Annotated in this window: 21 protein-coding genes; 5 read left to right on the top strand and 16 right to left on the bottom strand. The window is 27.8% G+C overall.

Annotated features, from left to right (window positions below; all coding sequences use genetic code 4):
* Positions 1–98 precede the first annotated feature (98 nt).
* The 14 genes from ACPYPZ_RS01585 to ACPYPZ_RS01520 form a co-directional block, all read right to left on the bottom strand.
* The gene (locus ACPYPZ_RS01585) at positions 99–992 is read right to left on the bottom strand and encodes a PTS glucose transporter subunit IIA (RefSeq protein WP_426461583.1); all 894 of its coding nucleotides are present in this window, start codon (positions 990–992) and stop codon (positions 99–101) included.
* Positions 993–1,202: 210 nt separating this feature from the next.
* The gene (ftsZ, locus tag ACPYPZ_RS01580) at positions 1,203–2,621 is read right to left on the bottom strand and encodes a cell division protein FtsZ (RefSeq protein ID WP_426461582.1); all 1,419 of its coding nucleotides are present in this window, start codon (positions 2,619–2,621) and stop codon (positions 1,203–1,205) included.
* A gap of 3 nt (positions 2,622–2,624) precedes the next feature.
* The gene (locus tag ACPYPZ_RS01575; RefSeq protein WP_426461581.1) at positions 2,625–3,857 is read right to left on the bottom strand and encodes an MAG3720 family protein; all 1,233 of its coding nucleotides are present in this window, start codon (positions 3,855–3,857) and stop codon (positions 2,625–2,627) included.
* Positions 3,858–3,876: 19 nt separating this feature from the next.
* Entirely contained in the window at positions 3,877–4,785 is a 909-nt protein-coding gene (gene rsmH / locus ACPYPZ_RS01570) for a 16S rRNA (cytosine(1402)-N(4))-methyltransferase RsmH (RefSeq protein WP_426461580.1), read from the bottom strand.
* Position 4,786: 1 nt separating this feature from the next.
* A complete protein-coding gene (locus ACPYPZ_RS01565) occupies positions 4,787–5,212 on the bottom strand; it encodes a division/cell wall cluster transcriptional repressor MraZ (protein WP_426461579.1) in 426 nt (141 codons plus the stop codon).
* 140 nt (positions 5,213–5,352) lie between these two features.
* Positions 5,353–6,072, bottom strand: coding sequence for a potassium channel family protein (locus ACPYPZ_RS01560; RefSeq protein WP_426461578.1), 720 nt, complete (start codon positions 6,070–6,072; stop codon positions 5,353–5,355).
* A 10-nt stretch (positions 6,073–6,082) separates the two neighbouring features.
* Entirely contained in the window at positions 6,083–7,732 is a 1,650-nt protein-coding gene (locus tag ACPYPZ_RS01555; RefSeq protein ID WP_426461577.1) for a TrkH family potassium uptake protein, read from the bottom strand.
* An 89-nt stretch (positions 7,733–7,821) separates the two neighbouring features.
* On the bottom strand, positions 7,822–8,133 hold the full coding sequence (locus tag ACPYPZ_RS01550; RefSeq protein ID WP_426461576.1) for a YneF family protein: 312 nt from the start codon (positions 8,131–8,133) through the stop codon (positions 7,822–7,824).
* A gap of 33 nt (positions 8,134–8,166) precedes the next feature.
* Entirely contained in the window at positions 8,167–9,252 is a 1,086-nt protein-coding gene (locus ACPYPZ_RS01545; RefSeq protein ID WP_426461575.1) for a M42 family metallopeptidase, read from the bottom strand.
* Positions 9,253–9,300: 48 nt separating this feature from the next.
* Complete coding sequence (gene era, locus ACPYPZ_RS01540; RefSeq protein WP_426461574.1) at positions 9,301–10,176, bottom strand: GTPase Era; 876 nt, start codon at positions 10,174–10,176, stop codon at positions 9,301–9,303.
* Between the two features lie 2 nt (positions 10,177–10,178).
* Positions 10,179–10,577, bottom strand: coding sequence for a cytidine deaminase (gene cdd / locus ACPYPZ_RS01535; protein ID WP_426461573.1), 399 nt, complete (start codon positions 10,575–10,577; stop codon positions 10,179–10,181).
* Positions 10,577–11,053: an rRNA maturation RNase YbeY gene (ybeY, locus tag ACPYPZ_RS01530; protein ID WP_426461572.1), complete on the bottom strand. Its 477-nt coding sequence runs from the start codon at positions 11,051–11,053 to the stop codon at positions 10,577–10,579. Before ybeY ends, cdd begins: the two co-directional genes overlap by 1 nt.
* Before the next feature lie 43 nt (positions 11,054–11,096).
* Positions 11,097–11,471, bottom strand: a complete 375-nt coding sequence (locus ACPYPZ_RS01525) for an MAG1140 family protein (RefSeq protein WP_426461571.1) — start codon at positions 11,469–11,471, stop codon at positions 11,097–11,099.
* Entirely contained in the window at positions 11,464–13,467 is a 2,004-nt protein-coding gene (locus ACPYPZ_RS01520; RefSeq protein ID WP_426461570.1) for an Mbov_0121 family peptidase domain-containing ABC transporter, read from the bottom strand. The genes ACPYPZ_RS01525 and ACPYPZ_RS01520 overlap by 8 nt, the downstream gene beginning before the upstream one ends.
* Positions 13,468–13,601: 134 nt before the next feature.
* Between ACPYPZ_RS01520 and ACPYPZ_RS01515 the strand changes: the two genes are divergently transcribed.
* Positions 13,602–14,042, top strand: a complete 441-nt coding sequence (locus ACPYPZ_RS01515; protein ID WP_426461569.1) for an RpiB/LacA/LacB family sugar-phosphate isomerase — start codon at positions 13,602–13,604, stop codon at positions 14,040–14,042.
* Between the two features lie 52 nt (positions 14,043–14,094).
* Complete coding sequence (locus tag ACPYPZ_RS01510; protein WP_426461568.1) at positions 14,095–15,594, top strand: phospholipase D-like domain-containing protein; 1,500 nt, start codon at positions 14,095–14,097, stop codon at positions 15,592–15,594.
* 105 nt (positions 15,595–15,699) lie between these two features.
* Here the strand turns inward: ACPYPZ_RS01510 and ACPYPZ_RS01505 are convergent, their stop codons facing one another.
* Both ACPYPZ_RS01505 and ACPYPZ_RS01500 read right to left on the bottom strand, forming a co-directional pair.
* Positions 15,700–17,514: a hypothetical protein gene (locus ACPYPZ_RS01505; protein ID WP_426461567.1), complete on the bottom strand. Its 1,815-nt coding sequence runs from the start codon at positions 17,512–17,514 to the stop codon at positions 15,700–15,702.
* A 6-nt stretch (positions 17,515–17,520) separates the two neighbouring features.
* Entirely contained in the window at positions 17,521–19,677 is a 2,157-nt protein-coding gene (locus tag ACPYPZ_RS01500) for a S8 family serine peptidase (RefSeq protein WP_426461566.1), read from the bottom strand.
* Between the two features lie 563 nt (positions 19,678–20,240).
* On the opposite strand from ACPYPZ_RS01500, the gene ACPYPZ_RS01495 reads away from it, so the two are divergent.
* The 3 genes from ACPYPZ_RS01495 to ACPYPZ_RS01485 are packed head-to-tail and all read left to right on the top strand — an operon-like array spanning position 20,241 to position 24,128.
* Complete coding sequence (locus ACPYPZ_RS01495; protein ID WP_426461565.1) at positions 20,241–21,257, top strand: glycosyltransferase family A protein; 1,017 nt, start codon at positions 20,241–20,243, stop codon at positions 21,255–21,257.
* Positions 21,257–21,949 carry an RDD family protein gene (locus tag ACPYPZ_RS01490; protein ID WP_426461564.1) on the top strand — a complete coding sequence of 231 codons (693 nt, stop codon included), beginning with the start codon at positions 21,257–21,259 and terminating at the stop codon, positions 21,947–21,949. Before ACPYPZ_RS01495 ends, ACPYPZ_RS01490 begins: the two co-directional genes overlap by 1 nt.
* Positions 21,930–24,128 carry an ATP-dependent helicase gene (locus ACPYPZ_RS01485; protein ID WP_426461563.1) on the top strand — a complete coding sequence of 733 codons (2,199 nt, stop codon included), beginning with the start codon at positions 21,930–21,932 and terminating at the stop codon, positions 24,126–24,128. Before ACPYPZ_RS01490 ends, ACPYPZ_RS01485 begins: the two co-directional genes overlap by 20 nt.
* Position 24,129 lies beyond the last annotated feature (1 nt).

The raw sequence follows: 24,129 nt of genomic DNA, 5'->3' as shown, positions 1-24,129 counted from the left end.
TTATTTATTTTTAAAAACAGAAAGCTCAAAAATGTGGAAATATTTCGTTTCTTAAAAAAAAGAAAAAGACGGTATCAAAATACCGTCTCAAAAGATTATTATGATAATTTGAAAAGTTTTTCACCAGCTTTTGCTTGTGTAGCAACTTCAGAAACTGATTGTAATCTTGAATCAGCTGTTGTTGAGATAACGATGTGGTTATCTGCTTGTTCTTCTCTAAATTTGTTTAAGTTAAGAGTCATAATTGCTTTTCCAGCTGGAACCATATCATTAAGGTTGTAGTGAACATCAAAACCGATACCATCTAATTTAGCACTGTCTTGTCCAATTAAAATAACTGTTTCAACACCACATGGTGAAGTTAAGATAACTTGTGTTTTGTTTGCAGGCATCATTGAGATTTTTCCTGAGAATGGTGCAAGTACATCAATTTTATCTTGGTTTAAATCAAATTCGATTGCAACACCATTTCCAACCATGTTGTTTGAAAATACGTAGTGGTTTAAATCAGCAAATGAAACAATTTTACCTGAAACAGGTGCAAGTACTTCGATTTCTGCTTTAAATTCTTTTTTAGGTTCTACACCACATTCTGATGTTGAGCATTTAGCAGCATCATCACATTTGCAATCTGATTTGCAGCAATCTTGTTCTGCTTTAACTTCAGCAACTTCTTGATTTTCTTCTCTTAATTTGCATGCATATTTTTTAATTAATGTGCTTAATTCTTGAACATCTTCACCAAAGCAAACTTGAACGTGTTTTTCTCTATCGAAAACTGTAACTTTTTTAGCTCCAAGTTTTTCAAGTTCTGCTCTGTTTAATTTTGATAAATCTTTTAAGTCATATCTAAGCTCTGAAACACTGTTGTTCATTGCTAAAATATTGTTAATTCCACCAAAAGCATCTACTACTTCTTTTACTTCTTGTGGTACGTTATTGTGTTCATGAAATTTTTCTAATAATTCTTTGCATTTTGAAACTAATTTCATTTTTTCTCCTCTATAAAACTATTTACTTAATTTTATAATATATAGAATTTTTTATTCTTTTCTATTATATAAATAATTTTATTTTATGGTAAAAATTCCATAAAAAAAGTAGCCATTGCTGACTACTTATATAAATAAACACGTTTTACTGTTATTACCGATAATATCGGTCAGACAAAACACTTCTAGATTCTTCTTCGGAACATCGAATTATCAAGGAGTATTTTCGTCATCTTCAACATCATCTTCTGGTTCTAACTCGTATAAACGAGAGTAATTACCGTTTCCACTAATATCAAAGATGGAACTAATTTCAATAGTAGAGATATGTTCTTGTTTACGTTCAGAGAGTTCTTTTGCAACTTCTGATTCTTCTTGTCCTGCGAATCCTGCAGCAACTTCAAAATTTAAGTTTTGTGGTTGTGTTTGTGGGTCTTCTTCAACTTCCGGTTGTTCCACAAGTACATTTTCAACGATTTCATCACTTACTTTTTGAGAGTTACTACCTGATTCGCTAGCTTGCAAATCCTCAGCGTCTAAAATAACTTCTTTAGTAATCACGTCATTGTCTAATACTAAATCAGCAGGTCCTGTTGTTTGGAAAACTTCTGCTTTTGAGTTTACATCGGCACCACCAGCAATAATAGAAACTTTGAAAATTTCTGAGTTATCTTTGGTTTGTACCATTTCTTGTCCGATAATGCATTCGTAATCATCATCATCTTGGTTTTCACCTAATAATTCGTGAACTCTGTTAATAGCTGCACGAATTTCGTTAATTGTTGATTTTGAATCGTGTTGAATGTTAACAAGTATTTTCTTAGCTGTTTTGATATTATTTTCGTATAGGTTTTGTTCGAAAGCTTTATCAACAGCTTTAACTGCACGATCTTTTCCTGTTGCTTGTCCAATACCCACTACAGTAAGTCCAGCATTAGTTAAAATCTTTCTAACATCCGCATAGTCAATGTTAATTGATCCGATACGGTAAAGAATATCGTGAATTGATAAAATAATGTTTTTAAGTGACACGTTTGAAAGTTTGAATGTGTCTTCGACTGGTAAGTCTCCGAAACTTTCGGCTAATTTATCATTTGAAAGAATTACATATGAATCAACATATTTCTTAAGTTCTTCGATACCTTCTTTAGCTCTTCTTCTACGTTTTGTTCCTTCGTAGGTGAAAGGAGTAGTTACTATACCAATAGTTAATGCACCGTTACCTTTTGCAATTTCAGCAACAATTGGAGCAGCACCAGTACCTGTTCCTCCACCAAATCCTGCGGCGATGATCACCACATCAGCACCTTTAAGGAATTCTTGGATTTTTTCAGCACTTTCTCTTGCTGCTCTAGCACCAACTTCAGGATCGCTTCCTGCACCTAAACCACGTCCTTCTTTTCCTAAAGCTATTTTTTTAGAACATTCATTTGTAGCTAATGCTTGAGCATCAGTATTAGCAATAATGAATTCAACGTTAGTAAAGCGATCTTGAAGCATCATTTTGATAGCGTTGTTTCCACCGCCTCCAACACCGATAACTTTTAAGACGATTTTCGCAGTATTCTTATCAAAAATTGCTTCTTGCTCTTCTTTATTCATTAATTTTTCATCGAATAATTCGTTCATAAATTAAGCTCCTTTGTATAAAAATTCTTTTATTTTCGAAAATAGTGTGTATTTCGAATTTTTTTGTAGATAGACTTGGTTGGTTTGAGTTTGTGCTTGTTCTTGTTTTTCATCACCTTCTAACATTAAAATAGTTCGCTCTACCATTTTGTCTGTTAAATAAGTGAATGAAAATTTGTTGCTATCTGTGATTTTCATTAATTCATACTCATTTTTTGAGTTGAAATGATGCATTAAATACTCGACTAATCAAGCTAATTCACCACTAAAAGCTATCTTAGTTATAATTTTACCACCATTTACATCACATAAATGAGCGATTTGTAATTTTATCACAGTATTAATACGATCAACTAGAACATCAAGTGCACGCTTGAAATGAATAAGGTTATTGTCGGTTTCGTACTTGGTTAATTTGTTATTGGTATATCTGTCTATGTAGTTGAATCTCGACATGATTTCATCAGTGCGTAACCCTGTTACTCGTTTAATTTTCTCGATTAAACCTGCAGTACCCACAGCAAGTTTTTTGTAATCGACAACCTTTCCGAATAGCACGGTCGACATTAATAAATAATCATTTGAAAGATCCACTAGAAAAGTTAATTTTTTCTGATCACGTAATGAGTTGGCGATAACTTGTGATCTGAAAAAGTAATTGATATCATTTTGAAGATTAAATTTAAGTAAAAAATGTTGTAATTTAATAAATGTAAGGTTATTTTTTGAAAACTGATAGATTGTTGAGTGTTGTGATAACACATCAAAAGATTTATTATTTGGAAAGTTTTTATAAACTTTCAAGACATCACCTTTTAACTTATCTTTCTCTTCGATAGTATACATATATGTGTAGTGTACATAAAATTTACTATCATCTACGATATTGATACTTTCCATTCGACTTTGTAAAAATCTTTGAATTTCTTTTGCATCAAAAGTTTCGTAATTTAATTCGTTTTTTGAAAGTTTTGTAACAGATTTTGTTACTAACAAATCATCAAAGATTGAATCATCCAAAATAACGTTAGTGATTAGATGTGAATTTTCTGGTAATTTATTTAGGGTTTTTTCGAGTTTGCTAAAGCTTTCTTGCTTAGTTTTATCTGAACCGGAATTTCATTTAAAACTAAAATTTGCACCACCGTTTAGAAAGTTATTTTGTTCTGCCTTTAACAAAGCAACTTTAACTAAATTGCGATTAACTAAATGAATATTTAAATAATACTTTAGCATTTAACTTAACCTCTATTTCCTATATTAGTTTTTTAATTACCCTTAATTTTGCACTTCTAGATCTTTTATTTTCTTCTAATTCTTGTTTAGAAGGTTTAATTTGTTTAATTTGAAAACTTTTTTCCTCCATAATAGGCATTTTTGAAGGAACTTTGTTTTCTGTTTGTTTTTTGAAGAAATTTTTAACAATTTTGTCTTCAATAGAGTGGAAGGTTATAATAGCAAGTACACCATCTTTTTTTAATAAAGATAATGCGTCTTCTAACATAACTTCAAGTGAAGCTAATTCATTATTGACTTCGATTCTAAGTGCTTGAAAAACAGCTTTTGCAGGATTTTTAGCACGTAATAAAGCAGCTGGATAGACACTTTTAATGATATCTACAAGTTCTAAAGTATTTGTGATTGGGCGATTTGCTATAATCGCTTTCGCAACTTTATGACTAAGCTTAACATCAGCGTTTTTTCATAACAAGTCGCTCAACTGTTCTTCAGAATATTCGTTAACAACTTTATAAGCAGTTAACTCTTGTGTTTGATCCATTCTCATATCTAAGAAAGCATCTTTATTGTAGCTAAAACCGCGATCCGCTTGATCTACTTGAGGAGATGAAATACCCAAATCAGCAATAATTCCATCAACTTGGTAAACCCCAAGCTCAGCTAATTTTGATTTTATATCCTTGAAATCGCTTTTGATTAGCTCGAAGTTAGGACTTATACTTTTGAGTCGAATGCACGATTTTTCTAATGCGTAATCATCCTTGTCGAAAGCATATAATTTACCATTTTTTAATTTTGATAAAACCGCCGCTGAATGACCACCCATTCCAAGCGTTAAATCAACATATATCCCATTTGGATTTATGTTTAAAGCATCGATTGTTTCTGTTAATAATACAGAATAATGTAATTTTGACTGTTCCATATTATTTATTTGAAAGCTCCTGTGCGATATCAGCAAGATCTTCAGCCGTAAACTGTCCTTCGAATTCTTCAAAGCGTTCCTTTGCTCAAAGTTCAATAATTGAACCAGCTCCGACGAAAATTACTTCTTTATTTATAGATAGTTTTTCTTTAAGAGTTTTTGGTATGCTAATCCGATTTTGTCCATCCAGCGTAACTTCGACAGCGTTACCCATGATAAGGCGGGAAAGAATTCTAACCTTCTTATCGAAATAACTCTTGTCTTCTAGCATAGCGACATATTTTCGGAAATTTTCAACAGATCTAAGTTCTGCATTTCCATCGAATCCGACGGTAATGTAAAATCTGTCACCTAACAGCTCTTTAAAAGCTGGTGGAAGAACAACCCTAGACTTATCATCTAGGTTTCGTGTGTGTTGTCCAAACATACCACCTCCTACCACTATCTACCAAAATTTTACATTAATATTAATATGCTGTTATAGAAAAAAACAAAAAAATGAGAAATTTTTCACAAATTTGAAAATTTCATTCATTTTTTTGTTTTTGTGCGAAAACTTTTACAGGTTTAGGCTTCTTTTGAAGCTTCTTGACTTTCTTGTGTTTCATCAGGTTCATGTACTTCATTAAATCATTGTAAGGCAACAGTTACATCAGAAACATGACCAAAAATTGTCACAGTATCATCCATTTCTAACTTACCATTTGCAGTCACCATTTGTGGAACATTGTTTCTTTTAATTAAAACAATTGTGATACCACGATCAGTTAATTTTAAATCACGGATTGGTTTACCAATTAAATCATCATTTTTAAGTTTTGTTGTACCAATAACAAAGTTAGGTTCTAGTTCATATAGTTTTTCAGTATAGTTAATGAAATTATTATTTGCTGCAATTAACGCCGCTCTAGTTCCTGATTCATATTCAGGGCGAATAATTACGTTAACTCCAATTTGTTTTAAAACACGTGCATGACGTTCACTCTTAGCACGAGCAATAATATTTTTAACATTAAGTTCTAAAAGTGCAGCCACAATTTCAATATTATCTGAAACAGCAACCACAACTGTTTCGAACTGATCAATACGAATTGCTTTTAATGCTTTCATATCTGCAGCATCAGCAACTACTGCTTTTTGAACTTCATCTACATAAGGACGAACATCTTCTTCGTTTTTATCAATAACTAAAATATTTTTTTCAAGTTTAATTAATTGTTCAATTACAGCTGAACCAAAACGGCCAGTTCCAATTACAACAATATCATTTTTATTTTTTGTTCTCATAAAACACCTCTTATCCAATAGCTAAGTCGCTATCAACATATTCGAATTTTTGTTTTCTATTTTTCTTACGTTGTCATACTAATAAGGTAGATGAAATTCCAAATTGTCCGATAAACATAACAACAATAATAGTTATTTTTGAAAAAGCATTTAAGCTAGATGTAATTCCACTAGATAATCCTGTTGTTCCAAAGGCACTAGCCACTTCAAATAAAACATCAACAGAACTAAATTTATCAGTTATAACTTTTACTTTATTTCCATCTAATTCAGGTAAAGTTTTAGTTTCGTGTAAAGAAGCAGAACTTGGATTAAATGTTGCTAAACTAGTTGAGCAAATTACGGTTGCGGTAATTAAAATAACTAAGGCGATACCGATAACTCTTGAAGAACGAGATACAGTTTCAGGGATAATTGCCCTTTGGAACATTCTCACACGTGGTCAACCAGCAAGCATACTAATAATTGACATTATAAAGATACCAAAAGTTGTGGTTCTAATTCCACCACCAGTACTTGCAGGTGCTGCTCCAATAACCATCATTATGACATACACGATTTTACTTGAAGGAGTAAAGTCATCCATATTAACTGTCGCAAATCCTGCGCTACGTGTTGAAAGCGAAGTAAATAAAATTGCAAAAGTTTTATCAAAACTTGAACCATAGTATGAGCTTATTTTTCCTGTAGCAAGATCGACATATTGTTTATTTCAAATTGTAAAGTCTGCTTTACTATAAATTTCAAATAATAAAGTAGTAATAAAACCACCTAGAAAAACTAAAACATAAATTAATAATGAAACTTTAGTAAATAAAGAAAAACGATATCTTTTTGCTTTGTGTTTAATTTTGTGTCTAATATAACAACGAATATCATAAATAACTGGATATCCAATTCCACCAATTATCAATAGAATAATAAAACAAATTTGTAAGAAGTAGTCTTGATAATAAGGCATTAATGAATTACCAGAGATAATATCAAAACCAGCATTATTAATTGCACTAATTGTATGGAATACTCCGTAACGAATCGCTAATTTTCAATTATGTAATGGTTGATTAGCTTCGATATTTCATCCATTATTTACTAATTCATTTTTGATACCAACAGTAGTTTTAATTGGAGTTGCATAAAAATAAACACTTAAAATAATTGAAAAAATAAAGATAGTGATAAATAAAAATTTAACAGATGCAATAATTAGTTTTGTGGTTTGACGTTCATCCGTGCTTCCACGTTCCGTTTGCAATAGCATCATATCACCAATAGTTGATGAACGTTTTCCTAAAATATAATTAATAATAAAGAATTTTAAAGCAAAAATTCCTACACCACCACACAGAATTAATATAGCAATAATTGCTTGTCCAAAAATATTTCAATGTTCAAAAGTATTTTTAACAACTAGTCCAGTATCACTAAAAGCACTAGCAGTTGTAAAAACAGCATCTAAATAACTGATTCGATCTTCTGGTTTTACAGCTTGTGTATATGGTGAATATAATAATAAACTTGATATTAAAATTATTAAGAAATAAACAAGTAGTAAATACTTAAGTCTTGAAACATTGCTGGTTCAATATCAAAACTTCGAAATTTGAGTTTTGAATTTACTTTTTGCAAAACTACTTTTTAATTTGTCATAAAAACTCAAAGCTTCTCCTTAATGATTAAAACTAATTAGTAAAATTATTATATTTTATTAATCAAAATAAAAAAATTCATTTTGCAATGAATTTCTATTTATTTTTTATCGCCTTTTGCATTTTGCATTGAACGCATAATTTGTCTAATTTGTGTTTCGCTTGCTTTACGCCCCATTTGTTGGAACATAACACGAATCATTTTTTCTGTTACTGGTGGATTTTCTTTGATTTGTTTTTCAAAGAATTTTTTAGCAACAAAGAATGTTACAAGCGCAGCAATAAGAGCTACACCAACGATAACGAAGAAAATCATAATTCCGAATTCTCAGTTACCCATTGTAACACCAGTTTTATCTGTGGTTGTTGCTGCATTTGTGGCTTCTAATAAATTAGTTAAATTTACTGTCATGAAGTCTCCTTTATAAGTGTAAGAATTATACCATTATTTATATTTTATATTATTGTATGCTTCTTGATTAAATTCTACACAAAACTCTGTTAATAAATCACCAGCAGCTAATAAATCACTAATTGCACACACACCAATTGGACTATGAAGGTATCTTTGTGGTAGTGAAATTGTAAGAACACTTGCACCACCTGGAGCAAATTGAAGCTCATGAGCATCTGTTCCACCGCCCATAGCTACAAAACGATAAGCTTTAATATCGTGTTTTTTAGCAACTTCTTCAAAAAATGCAACAAGTTTAGGGTCCATTAATGTTCCACCATCTTTATATCTAAGTGCTGCACCTTTAAATAATGCTGTTGTTCCTGAAATTGTTCCAATAGTATCGTGACTAGATGTTGTATCAAGAGCAATTGCCACATCTGGTTTAATAATTGAAACTGATGTTTTAGCACCACGAGTTCCAACTTCTTCTTGAACTGTTCCAACTAAATATAAATCAATATCTAATTCTTTATCAGCAAGATTGTTAGCAATAAATTCTAATACTGTAACTCCAGCACGGTTATCCATTGCTTTTCCACCAACTAAGTCAGGGTTTTTAAATAAAATTGTTTCACCAGACATATAAACTCTATCACCTGGTTGAACTTTTGCAGCTTTTGCTTCTTCTTCGTTTCTAAAACCAAAGTCAGCATATAATTCATCGTTTGTTACTGCTTTAGAAACTTTTTCGCTTTGCATAATGTGAATTGATGTATGTCCAAATACACCAAGATATTCTTCTTTAGTTTCAGTAACTACTAATTTAGCTTTAGTTCCAATTACTGTGTTTGCTCAAATTCCACCAATTGGTGAAAGAAGTAATTGTCCAGTTTTATCAATGCTTCTAACAATGTATCCTACTTCATCCATATGAGCAGCAATCATTACTTTTGGTGCATTAGCTTTTTTTGATGGTTTATGAAAAATAATTGATCCAAATTTATCTCTTGAAATTTCATAACCAGGTTTGATGCTATTTCTAAGTTCTGTAGCAACCGGTTCTTCATAACGGCTCATTGCTTCTATTTCTAAATATTTAACTAAACGTTCTTTAAATTGTGTTAAACGATCCATTTTTCTCCTCTTGAATAAAAACCGAATAACAAGTATTCGGTTTTGGAATTATTTATATCCAAATTTCCCTAATGATTTTTCATCATCAATTCATTTATCAGCAACTTTTACTTTTAAATTAAGTGTCGTTGGTACATCAAATTGGTGTTGAATTTTTTTACGAGCATCAATTCCGATATTTTTAATCATTGATGCATTCTTTCCGATTACCATTCCTTTTTGGCTTGCTTTTTTAACATAAATTATGGCATCAATTGTAAGATGGTCATCTTCTTCGATAAATTCATTTACTTCTACCGCAATTGAGTGTGGTAATTCTTGATATAAGCGATTAATCGCTGCTTCACGAATAATTTCTTTTGCAATAAAACGCATTGATTTATCTGTTACATAATCAACGTCATATGGAGGTTCACCTTCATATGAATAAGTTTTAATTAAATCAATTAAAGCATCAACTGATTTTAAATCATCCACATCAGTTGAAACGATGTGCTCAAAATTATATGGTTCAAGTGATGCGATTTTTTCTTGTAGTAAATTAATGTTACCTTTAATTTTTGAAATTTTAGAAATAACCGCGATTTTGTGTTTAACATTTTTAATGTTATCCAAAATCATATGGTCACCTTTTCCTAAAACTTCATCTGATGGTGTTAAAAATAATAAAACATCAATATCTTTGACCGCATCATAAGCGTTTTTATTTAGTGCTTCTCCAAGTTTATTTTGTGGTTTGTGAATTCCTGGAGTATCGGTAAAAATAATTTGATATTCATCATCGGTGTAAATACCAGTAATTTGATCTCTAGTAGTTTGAGCTGTACTTGTTACAATTGCGACATTATAACCAATAATCGCATTAAGTAGGCTGCTTTTCCCTACATTAGGTCTTCCGATGATACTTGCAAAACAAATTTTCATAATTATTTAATATCTTCTGAACGAATACCAAAAGGCACTAATTCATCAACTGTGTTAACTCTGATTTGTAAACCATCATTACTGTATTGGTAAACCTTTGCATCGGCTGGTAAAAATTCTGTCATAACTTGTCTACATCCAGCACATGGACTAATAATTTCGTTCTTTTGACTAATAATGTGGATTTCTTTAAATTTTCCAACTTGTCCACCATAAGCAACAGATCCAAATAATGCAGAACGTTCTGCACAAAGTCCTGAAGGATATGCAGCATTTTCAACATTAACACCATAATGTTCTTTTCCATCTTGGTCAATAGCAATTGCTGCTACTCTAAAATTTGAGTATGGTGCATATGATTTTTCTAATAATGCTCTTAATTTATTAATATCAATTTTCATTATTCCTCTTCTCTTGTAATTTTGAGTGGTTCAAAAATTTCATCAACTAATTTATTCATTTCAATTCTTTCATTTTCAATTTCATGGTCATATCCCATTAAGTGAATTAAACCGTGAGCAAATAAATAACAATATTCTCTACGAATTGAATGACCAAATTCGGCAGCTTGTTTCACAACTTTATCTCAACAAATAACTAATTCACCAATTGGTAAAATAGGCATTTCTTGATAAAGTTCTCCATCTCCAAAGTCAAAAGACAAAATGTCAGTTACATAGTCTTTGTCACGATATTCATTATTTAATTCTCTAATTTTTTTAGGTGAAACAATTGAGACATCTAAAATAATTTGTTGTTTGATGTGAAATAAATTAGCTAAGTTTTCTACTAATTGAGCCATTTCTTTCTCATAAATTACCACATTCTTGATTCTTGTTCGTACTGTGATAAATGATTTTTTATTAGCAATATTCATATGTAAATTATAGTTTAATAAAAATACATATATATATAAATTGTTAAAAAAGAAGTGAAAATAATTGTTTCGTGTCCAGTATTAATGTAATATTCAAGATTTTTTGATTGTTTAAATTCATTAAATGGATTAAATCAGGTGCATTAACTAGAATTTTTTCATCAATATTTGAATTAATTTCAATATTTTCAGAATAAAATAAATGATTTATTTCAAAATTAACTTGGTAATTATCTTTGGTTAACTGATTTCAATTAATGTTTTTTAAATAAAGTTTGTCATCTTCCGTTTCTAATATTGCATTATGATATTTTTCAATTTTATAAGTCAAGACAAAATATAAAAACAAACTAAAAGCTAAAATAGTTATTAAAACTATCAATAAATAAAATCAATTTTTAAATAATTGCTTAAACATTAGTGATTAATCCTTGATTAAAAATATATTTATTGTTATGACTTACTTCAATAACTATTTTATGTTGCAATTGTTTGATTAAGATTTCTTTAACAGTTTCAAAAGTCTTGCTACTTAGTGATTCAAAAGCTTCGTCAAAAATTAAAATTTGAAAATCAAAAATAAATATTTTAGTAAGTTTAATGATTTGTTGTTGACCTAAAGAAATACTATTAAATGTATTTTGCTCAATTGGTATTTCCTTTAATAATTCGATTCATTGATCTAAACCTTTTACTTTTAAGAATCGATAAAGCGAATCAAGCGATTCGATACACAAATAATCGGTTATCAAACAATTTATCTCATCTTTATTAGTTGTCACCAAAAAGGTCTTTGCTTGATAATTTTCATTTAAGTACAAGTTAATCGGTTCATTATTAATTGATATTTCACCATTTTGAATTGGTAAATAACCTGAAATTATTCGGCACAAAGTTGATTTACCACTTCCGTTTTTTCCTTGAAAAATATGCTTATCAAATATTTCTAAATGATCTATATTTATTAACTTACGTGTTTTATTTTCTATAAAATCAAAGTCTATATAGCTTAAAATCATTGAGTCGATTTTACTTGGACAAGTGTGATTATCATTTGTGATTGGAATATCAAAAATAGCAAGTAATTCTTGATTGCATTTATTTTCTTGGAACATTGTAAATAAAGGTAAAGCATTTTTTACAGGTCTAGTAAATAATGAAGCTGCACTAATAAAGAAAATTAAATCATAAAAATTAAGCTCATTTTTTCACACTTGATATAAACCAACAATAATTACTAAAAAGGGAGCAATTAACTCTAAAAAATCATTCAAAATTCCAATTTTGGTATTTTCATTTTTAAATAATAACGATTCTGCTTGCAAATTATGAAACTGCGTAAATTGTTCATTTTCTAATTTTTGCAACAAATGAATTTCATCATCATTTTTTCAGCCATTTAATAAATTACTAAAAGCTAACTCATATTTTCAATTTTGAATCATTAAATTTTTGTAATTATTTGTATAGATAATTTTATTTCATCAAGATAATAAAAAGCTAATTAGTAAATAAACCATAATAGCAATTAGCAACCAAAAGTTAATTCTAAATAACAAAACAAAACTAAATATGACACAAACTACACTGTTTATCAGCATCGGAAGAAAAACTAAGTTATAGTTTGTAACTGTATAAAAAAGGTTAAATTTATTTTTTAATTCTAAAATGCTGAATTTATTTAAGTATTTATATCTATTATTCTTTAAGACTTGGTAGGTTTGTTCATAATATTTTTGATATTCATTTTTTAAATATTCATTAGTAAATCGTTGCATAATTAATTTAAAAACTAAAAATGTTAAAGTGATTCAAACAATTGTTAAAATAATCAAAAATAATTGCGAACTAAGTTTGTTAGGCAATATAGTTTGTAATAAATATTTATTTAAAAATGGAAAAACAAAAACTAACACACTTTCACAAAGTAGCATAACCAAAAATCATGCTTTTAATTTATTCATTTTAACTAGCTTTTTATTCTTGAATTCATTTTGTTCGATTTTAGCTTGATCTTTCTTAAAACTAATTAAGACATTTAAAAAGCACTTTTTAAACAAATTAATTTCAATTTTTTGGTCACCATAAGCTGGGTTATATAAATAAATCGTATTATGTACAATTTTCTTAATTACAACTAAATGAGCATTATTTTGATTATTAACAACTACTGCAATCGGAAACTCTTTTGCGTCTAATTTAAGAAGGTTATCAAACTCACAATTATAACTTTCCACATTTATTCCATATTTTTCAGCAAGTTTTTTTAGTTCACTAATTGAGACACCATTTTGACCATATCAAGCAGCATTTTTTAAATCACTTATATTTGGGCTATTTCAAAAATATAAGTCGCAAAAATACTTCAAAACGTATAAACCACAGTCTTTTTTGTCATATTGAATCTTTTTCATATTTATTAAATAATTTTTTTAAGAAACTTGACAAAAATTAAACTTTAAGCAGACTAACTATGTAAATGCCAATATTAAAAAGTTCAAAAAGATTTATAATTATTAAAATTATTTTAAATAAGGAGATTACTTAAATGAAAAAAGTAGTTGCATTAGCTAGCGATCACGCTGGTTTCGAATTAAAACAAAAATTAGGTGAATATGTACGTTCACTTGGATATGATACAGTTGACCTTGGACCTGATTCTGGTGAAAAATCAGTAAGTTATGCTACACAAGGTAAAGAACTTGCTGACTATATTGACTCAAGACACCCTGAATTTGGAATCGGAGTTTGTGGTACTGGTTTAGGTATTTCATATGCTTTAAACAGACACAAAAGAATTAGAGCTGCAAGAGTTACATCTATTGAAGATGCACATTTAGCAAAACAACACAATAATGCAAACGTTTTAGTATTTGGTGGAAGACAAATCTCTTTTGAAGATGCTAAAAAAATCGTTGATGAATACATCAAAACAGAATACGAAGGTGGAAGACACCAAACAAGAATCGATCAATTAGACGAAGATTAAAAAGTTATTGCTTGCAATAGCTTTTTATTATGAAATTTTATAAAATATAATTATGAAAAATATCAAGCTACATTTTCTTAAAATTTTCTCAGTAATCATTCAAGTATTAATTTTTGCTGGTTTAATCTTTGGATTATCAATTTTAATGCTACAAATTAACGTTTTATTAAGTTGATTATTCTTAATTACTTTCTATTTATTAAACGTTATTTTTGTTTTCATTATTTATGCACAAAAAAGACAAACAAACGCAAAAATCAGTTGAATTTATTTAATTATGTTGTTTCCAATAGTTGGACATATTTTATTTTTAACTTTTGGATTAATTTTTGTAAACAAACACGAGTTAGCAATTGTCAATGATCCAAAATATCAATATGAAACTTATTTTAAAAACGATGTTCCTAAACTTAACGATCACGTAATGGAAGCATTAAGTAAGTTTAATAAAACCGAACCATTACCAGCACAGTACACTTTTTACAATGAAGGATATCGCTTTTACCAAGATTTAATCGATAATATTAAGGAAACTAAACACAGTATTTTAATAGTTTCTTACATCATTAAAAAAAGTGAAATTACCACAGAATTTATCGATATTATTAAGCAAAAGTTAGCTGAAGGAGTTAAGGTTTACTGGTTAGTAGATGATTTTGGAGTTTATCCTTCACAGAAAAAGCAACTTAGAAAACTAACAAAATTAGGTGCAAAAATATTTTTTATTGGAAAAATTTATTATCCATTTATTAACGCAACTAGTTTTAGTCGCAATCACCAAAAATTTGTGATTTTAGATTCTAAAATAGTTTATTCAGGTGGAAATAACATTTCTGATGAATATGCATCTTTAAGTAAAAAATACGGACACTGAATTGACTTAAATTACAAAATTTCAGGTCCGTACGTTAATAAATATAATATTTGATTTGCACATTTTTGAGATATTATCACACGTGAAAAACTCGATGTTAATTCATTAATTTGTGAGCAAGAAACCAAAAATACCAATGCAAACGCATTATTAGTAGTTGATTCACCTTCTTTTGATTATTCGAACTCTGAATATTATTGATTAAAATTATTTTCTGAAGCTCGTCAAAGTATCAAAATTTCAACACCTTACTTTGCAATCACAAATTCACTTGAAAAACAAATTATTTTAGCTTTAAAAAGTGGTGTAGATGTTACTGTTTATATTCCTGGTTTACCAGATAAAAAATTAGTTTACCAAGTAACATTAAAACAACTTAAATATTTAATGCAATACGGATTAAAAGTCAAAATCTACAATAATTGCTTTTTACACTCAAAAGCTGGAATTATCGATGATAAATATGCTTGAGTTGGAACTAACAACCTAGACAGTCGTAGTATGTTTTCACAATATGAAACAATGGATGTTTTCGAAGGTCAAGCAGTTACTAAATTAAACGAAATTTTTGAAATTTATAGTCAAAACTGCACCGACTTTAAAGAAATGTCAGAGTTAGAAAAAAACAAAACCGCCTTTGGGAGATTTCTAGCAAATTGAACTAAACCTTTAATTTAGTTAAAAAACACTTATAATAAATATCAGTCTTTTGGTTTCTATGTTTTTCAAAGTTAGACATTGAATGAAAAACCAGCGTATAAATTACGCTGGTATTTTTATATTTTACTTTAAGAGTTTCTTAAAAAGTTCTAAATTATGCTCCTTAATAAAATTCTTATCAAAAATATAAGCTTGTGAAATTGAACCTATATTATTTTTCTTAATAAGTGTTTTAGTCATAGAGCCTAGGTCAGTGAAAGTAAGTGCTTTATTATTTACATTGCCTATATTAGTCATAGCAACATAAAAAGTTTTTTTAGTATTTTTGCTTTCAGAATATTTAGACTCGATTTGCTTTTCTACTTTGTTAGAAATTCCAATAATTTTTGAATCAAATTCAGATTGATTTTTTATTTCAGTACCATCAAAAATTAAAGAAGCTAGTTCAGAGTACCATAAGTAATAAATAGAAACATACTTTTCAATAAACTCCGTAAGGTTTGTGTTTTCATCATAATATCATCTGTTTATTTCAAAACGACTAGGTAGAGTTGCAGAATATAAATTTTGTGAATCATAAAATGGAAAAATAGTATTAAATTCGGTAACTTTTGAATCAATCTGCATCTCCACTTCATAAAAATCAATATACTTTCAAGCATCTATTTTGCTATATCAATTATTAAGAAGTTTTTTTAATTCTTTATCATAAATTGAACCATCTATGAACTTAAAACTAGAAAGAACTGTATAAGCCAATCTTATAACTAAATTATTTATACTGCTATCTTTTTTAGTAAATTCGTTAAATAATTCTGGAGTTGACTGTATTTTTTTTATGCTTATTTTATTTAGGTTCGTAAATGAGTTTGCTATATTAAAAAAACTGAAAGAATCTTTTTTCTCTTCATCACCTATATTTGCTTCATTATAATTTCAATCTTCAAACCCATATTTATAATTATTAATTAAAAATGGTCAAGAAATTTTTTGTTGTAAAAATAAGTTTGTCGTTTCATTCTCTGTTTTGTATGCATTTATAAATTCTTTTTGTTCTGAAGAATTTAATAATCGGTCGAAGTTTTCAATAAACAATTTACTGTCAGTTTTAAAATCATAAGTTTCTTTATTTGTAAAAACAAGACTCTTTTTGTTGTCGAATAATTCATTATTTAAGATTAAGTAAGCATCTGAAGAATGTCTTAAAAAATTTAAAAACTTATCAGTATTCGGATCATTTAAAAACGATTCCATCCGTTCCTTACTATATATTACTTGTAGTTTATAAGTATTTGGTTCTCAATTTCATAATTTAATGTCTTTATAATATTTAGAATTAAAATATCAACTATCAAGATTTAAAAAATTACTTTTTGCAAAAATATCTAATAAATTATTTATCAAATTCGCTCAAATTCAGTTTTCTTTGATATTTTGTTTTTCGAAAAAATCATTTTTTGTTACAAAAGGGTGTTTCGAAACAATTCTATTTAACCCTTTAATCAAATTTTGAACCATCAGGTTGACATAGTGTCTTTTAGAAAGAATAAAATTATCAATTGAATTTAGTTGATTAAATAAAACTTCTGGGCTATTCACATAACTAAATTCTGTAAGCTTTATTTTATCCGCTTCATTTAAAGCATTTAATATACTATTAAATAAAACTTCCAAATTATTTAAATCATAAATTTCAGAAATATTAAAATCGATATTAAAATTAATTTTTTGTTTTACCTTCAAATTAATAGTTTCTATTAATTCATTTATGCGATTAATTTTGGTTGTATTATCTACTTTTTTAAATTCTTTAAGATAAAAATTCAATTTCTTATCATACACACTTTGTTCTGTTTGTTTGTCACAAGATGCACTTATTATTGAAATAGGTAGACTCGTAAGTAATGCAGAGCCTAAAAATAAAATTTTGTTTTTCATAAAATATTATTGAATAATTTCATAATTTAAATAAATGTCTTGTTGACTATCCATAAAACTTTTGTATATAGAACTAATAATATTTCAAACAGAATCGAATTTTTGGTTTTGAGAGTATAGATCATTTCCAAATAAATACCAGTGTTCTTTTTTAATATCTACTAAACAGTCATAAACAAACATTAATTGTTTTAAAACTAACCTAACATCAAAAGAAGCATTAAATCAATCATAATGACCATGAATTGTTTTTTCAACTGTAGAGTATTTAGAGTCGCTAGTTTTTAATCTGATAGAACTACCAGAATTAGTTTTTTTACTTAAAGTTGAGTATATATCTAAAAAATTATTTTTATCTAAATCATCAGAATTTTTACATTTTTCAAACAATAATCTAAATATTTCTAAATCAGATTTTTCAATATGAAATTTGTTTAAATTATTGTAGAAATATCTCTGAAAATCGGAAAAATATAAATTTTTAAATGTCGCAGTAACTTTAATTCAATTGATTGATTCGTTAGGGCTTAATGGCAAATACATTTGAATATGAAATTTATTATCTGCAGTCATTCAATCAGATAATTTCTTATTAGATGTATTGAGATTTATGTTTTTAAAATTTTTCTTGTTTTCTCAAATATTTTTCATTACAAAATATTTTGGAATTCCATAACCTGTTTTACTTTTAGAATGATTCTTCTTTCATCATTCTTCTGTTGTTGAACCATTTATACTATCCGTATTGAATTTTCTTGTATGAGTATTACCATACGTTGCTGATGAAACTAGTAATATTTTAGCTTCATTTATTGTCAATTCTTTTTTAACTTGTGTTTGGAATAACGAGAGAAGTCCAGTAATCATTGGTGCTGACATACTTGTTCCGTTGAAATCTAGGGTATATAATAGTTGGTTAATAATCGGATTTTTTTGTACATTTGGATTTGAGATGATAATTTTTTTTAATTTTTCTATTTTATATTCTCTTTTAGCTTCTGGATTAAGTTTTTTACCAATAAAAACATCATCTTTTCAATACGACTCACCATAAGCAGAAACTAAAGGATTAATAGACTGCAAGTTATCAAATTGTGTAAAGTTTGTTGGTCTATTATTATAATCAACAGCTCCTACGTAGATTGCATTTTCAGAAGCTGGAATATTAAATAGATTTCTAAAGAAATCAACTAAACTGTCAATTCCTTTTCTAATATTAGCATTATCCTTTTCTCACAATTTTTTCGCAATTTCTGAATCAATTATTGTTAATTCACTATTATCTTTTGTTGTCTTTTTGGCTTTAATTTTTTCTAGAGAAGATAATATATTAGATTTCTCGTTGGAATTTCCAAAGTAATTAACGTAAATTTGTTTATATTCGTCGATATTATTTTTAATTCTATCTGCTATTTTAACAAACCTCATATGTTCATCTCAAGAATTACCAGATGAAATTACAAAAATCATATTGTGCGTTTTTGTAAAACTATCAATAACTGTTTTTCAGTTTGTTAAATCTTCGTATAAGTGAGGATTGTTATTTATTTCTGTAATCATATTGTTCAATGTAACTAAATCTAAAATTTTTTTTAATTTTTCATCTGTAAGCAAATCTCTACGTTTTTCATTTAAATCGCTCCACTTATAATATCTATAAGGATAGCCTATGCTCATATTAACAATATTTACACCTTTGTCTTTTAGAGTAGATAATAATTTTAGTTTCTCTTCTTTACCATATGGTGATTTGGCATAAAAAATATTAGCATTCGGATTTATACCTAAATCAGTACCAATAATGGAAGCTACTGCACTTACGTGTCTTAAATTATCTTCATTAGTTGTGCTTGTTAGATTTCCGACATAATTTATATGAAAGTTATTTTTTGTAGAATAAAGATTATTATCGAATTTTTGGTCTGCGAGTTCAATAATTCCGACTTTATTAAAGTTAGAATTTAAATCTATATTATTAGATGTTTTTCTTTCATTTTTATTTACACCTAATTTTTGATAGTACATTTGAAAAAGATCATCAAAATTATTTTTATTTATAAAGTCATTTACATCATTATTTGAATAGTTTAATGATGAAACGAAAACAACAGGAATAATAGGTAATGTTATCATTACTAGTTTTAATATTCTTTTCAATTTCATATTTTCTCCATTGTGACATTAAATATATTATTTATATATAAAATTATATTTTTATAAATTTTTATTAAATTAAATTAGTGTTTTTTTATCAAAAAATATGGAAAAACTGAAATTATTTTCATAAATTAAATTAATAAATTAAACTCAAAATTTACAAACCATTTTTTATGCAATCGCTTTAAAGTTTCATATTAATCGAATTATAAGTTTTATATTTGCATAAATAGATAAAAATACGTATATTTGTGAACTAAAAATTAATTACTACCACAAAATAGTATTTTAATTGTTATATATATCTTGTGAGTTTTTGTGTATTATTAATAACCTTTTTTAAAGAAACACTTGTATTTATATAAAACCACTATTGGAAGATTTTTATCTAATTGAAATAAACCTTTAATTTAGTTAAAATACCGCTATGGTAAAAATGTAAATTTTACCATTTTTTTATTACTTGCAACCACTTTCTCGGCTAATTTTAGCGTCAATGTGGTAAAATTTTATTAGTTAAAACTATATAGATTTTTCGATATAGTTTTTATTTTGAAAGAGAGGTTAATGTGAAGTTATCTTTAATATCACTAGTAGGTAATTCTGCTAAAGAAGTAGACTGATACTTAAAAGACTTAAAGGACCAACAAAACCAAGATTTTGAAGTTATTTTATGCATCAATAAAAACACAGAGTTAAAAGGAATCTTAGATGTTATAGAAGAACATAAAGATTTCTTTGGAAAACGTTTAGTTGTACTTTTTAACACTAAACAGAACTCATATCACCATAATTTAAAAAGTGCTTTTGAGCTTGTAAAAGGTGATTATGTAGCTGTGGTTAACAGTAATAATAATCTTAAAAAATACTACACAGAAAGAATGATTCAAGCAGCTGAAGAAAAAGATGTTGATATTTTAGAATTTAAACCAAGAATTGTTGGAAGTGTTCGTTTTAAGCCAGCAGCTAGATTAGAACCTGAATGTTTATATCCATTACCACAATGTTCGAACGTATTTGCATATACATTCCCATTTATTTTTAACAAAATTTATAAAAAATCTATTGTTAAAAAAGCTGCAAAATACAATATTGAATTTACAAACGATTCTAAATTATGTTCATATTTTGTTTATTTATTAATGCTTGAAGCTAAATCATATATGTATGTTGATTATCGTATTTACCGTGAATACTTTGGTTCAGATATGTGACTTAATTCAAAAAACTTTTTAATTTCAATGAATTCAGTTGAACAAATTTTCAATTCTAAAGGATTAAAATTAAACCAAGAATTAAGATATGCAAAATATTACTTATTAAAATTATTAATCACTGCATTTTTAACAGAAACATCATACTTATATAAAACATTTAACTTTTTAGATCGTGAATTTAACGAAAAACGTTCAGAGCGTTCAATTCAAAAACACTCAGATTTAGTTGCGAAAATGCAAGATTCTAGTGAATTTATTAACTTCAATACTTCTAACATTTATATGTTAAAAGGAACTGCTGAAGCAAAACTTTTAGGTCGTGATATTAAAGAACTAAGTAAAGTGAAAATTTTAGATACATTACAATAATGCTCTACAAAAATGCTTCAATGCTTCGCCGATTAGTAGCGAATGTTATTGACTGAGTTCTTATTATTGGTTTCTCTGCTGTTTTTGTAAAACTTTTACAAAACAAAGGGGAAATTTTTAACCCTATTAATTACTACTTACCAATAGTATTAATTTTAGTTTGGTTAAATTTTTACTTTATCTGTACACCAATTATCACAAAAGGTGCAACCCTAGGCTATTTAATTTTAAGAATTAAAATGATTGATAATAAAACCAAAACATTCAAAGTTTCAACTATTTTAAAACGAAACATTTTAATTATTTTTGCAATGGATATTGTTTTTATCGTTTTATTAGCTTCAATTTGACCTAGTGACATCGAATGAGAAAAGAAAACTCAAGAAGGTGTAACATCTTTAATTAAAGACACCACATTTAATAAATTCATTATTCAATTTATTATTATGTCATTTAATATCATTTTATTTGTTAACTTCTTTGGTTTTTGCTTCGGTATGCTAAACAAAAAAAGATTAACATTAATTGACTTTTTTTCAAAATCTCGTGTAGTTGATGCTAAATTTAAACAACCACTTGATAATAAAACAAATGTTGAATTATTACCTTTTTATAATAATCAACGTAAATATAAATACTTTGTATCTAATCAAATAGAACAATTGGAGAATTATGATTTTAAAGAAGATTAATCTACTCGAAGGTCTCAATGACAAACAAAGAGAAGCTGTTGAGTACTTTGACACACCATTGCGGATTATCGCAGGTGCTGGTTCAGGTAAAACTAAAGTTTTAACTAGAAAAGTTGCTTATTTAATTAATGATTTAGGAATATCTCCTAAAAATATTTTAGGAGTTACTTTTACTAATAAAGCTTCTAACGAAATGTCTGATCGGATTAGCAGATATGTCAATTCTACTACCGAAAGAATTCAAATTTATACTTTTCACTCTTTATGTGCACAGATTTTAAGAAAACATATTCGTGCACTTGGTTTTCACAGTAATTTCTTAATTATTGATGAAGTAGACCAAATTCAAATTTTAAAAAACATTTATAACCGTTTAGGAATTTCTACACACGAAATTAGTTATCGCAGTATGCTTCAATATATTTCTTGAGCTAAAAACTTAGACTTAACAATGGAAGAACTTGCAGATAAACTAAAAGATGAAGCTTCTGAATATGTTTCAAAAGTATACCAAGAATATATGAATGAGCTTGCATTTAAAAACTCACTTGATTATGATGATTTAATTATTCACACTCATATTCTTTTATCACGTCGTAAAGACATTGCTCGTGAATATCAAAAACGTTTTTCATATATCTTAATCGATGAGTTCCAAGATACATCAATTAAGCAATATGAAATCATTAAAGCTATCGCTGGTAAAGACACACACATTACAATTGTAGGTGACCCTGACCAAACTATTTATAACTGACGTGGTGCTGATGTAAACTTAATTTTAAATTTCGACAAAGATTTTCCTACTGCAAAAACAGTAGTTTTAGATGAAAACTACCGTTCTACAAAAAACATTCTCCAAGCTGCTAATAAACTTATTAAACATAACAAAAACAGATTTAACAAAGATTTAGTAACTTCAAACGAAGATGGTGATCCAATTGAGTTTTATCACGGTTTTAACGTTGAAGCGGAAGCACGTTGAGTTGTTCAAAAAATCAACGAACTTAAAAAACAAAAAAACCAACTTAAAAATATCGCAATCCTTTATCGTTCAAACTATTATTCAAGACCATTTGAAGAAGCTTTAATTGCTGAAGGAATTAATCATAAAATCTTTAATGGTACAAAATTCTTCCAAAGAACAGAAATTAAGGATGCAATTGCATTCTTATGAGTTTTAGAAAACGGTCAAACAGTTGCTTTAGAAAGAATTATTAATGTTCCAACTCGTGGAATTGGTGAAGCTACTTTACAAAAATTAAATGAATATGCTCGTGAAAAACGTAAAACATTATTTAACTGTTTAAAAGAAGATTTAAAAACATTACCAGTTTCACCTAACATTATTGCTAAAAGTATTTATCCATTTATGAAAACAGTCTTAAAATATCGTGCCTTATTAAGACAAAGAAGACAAAAAATCAGCACAATATTAGACTCATTTTTACAAGAAATTAAATACTACAAACACATTGAAGGAAACAAAAACCTTCGTGGTAGTGCAATTGATAACGTTAAGGAATTAATCAACTCAATTCAAACTTGAGAGCAAAAAAACCCTGGTAAAACTGTTGAAGATTATTTAAACACAGTCGCATTAATGAGTGCTTCTGATGAGTACGATAACATTCCTAACTATGTTTCATTAATGACAGTTCACTCAGCAAAAGGGCTTGAATATGACAACATTTTCCTTGTTGGTCTTAGTGAAGGAATTTTCCCTAATGTAAAAGCTGTTAAAGGAACAAATTTATTCTCTGATAAAAACCTTGCTGATAATGTTGCTGACAACTTAGAAGAAGAACGTAGATTAGCATACGTAGCAGTAACTAGAGCACGTAAAAAGTTATTTATTTCAGATGCACGTGGAAAAATTATTGGTACTGAAATTAATAAAAAACCTTCTCGTTTTATCGAAGAAATGGGAATTGATATTAATGATGTTATCTTAGTAACAAACCATGATAATGCGTTTGATGATAACGACAAAACCGAAGAAGAATTAAAACAAATTAATAAAAACATTATTGTTGGAGATATCGTATCTCACGTAGTATTTGGTGAAGGTGAAGTTATTGATGTAAACAACTACGAAATAGTTGTTGAGTTTGTTAAGGATAAAAGCGTTAAGACATTAAACAAATTCCACCCTTCTGTTAAATTAATCTCTAAATAAT

The sequence above is a fragment of the Mycoplasma hafezii genome, from assembly GCF_049942695.1.
Taxonomy (GTDB): domain Bacteria; phylum Bacillota_I; class Bacilli_A; order Mycoplasmatales; family Metamycoplasmataceae; genus Mycoplasmopsis; species Mycoplasmopsis hafezii.
This window is presented reverse-complemented; position numbering and strand designations above follow the sequence as displayed.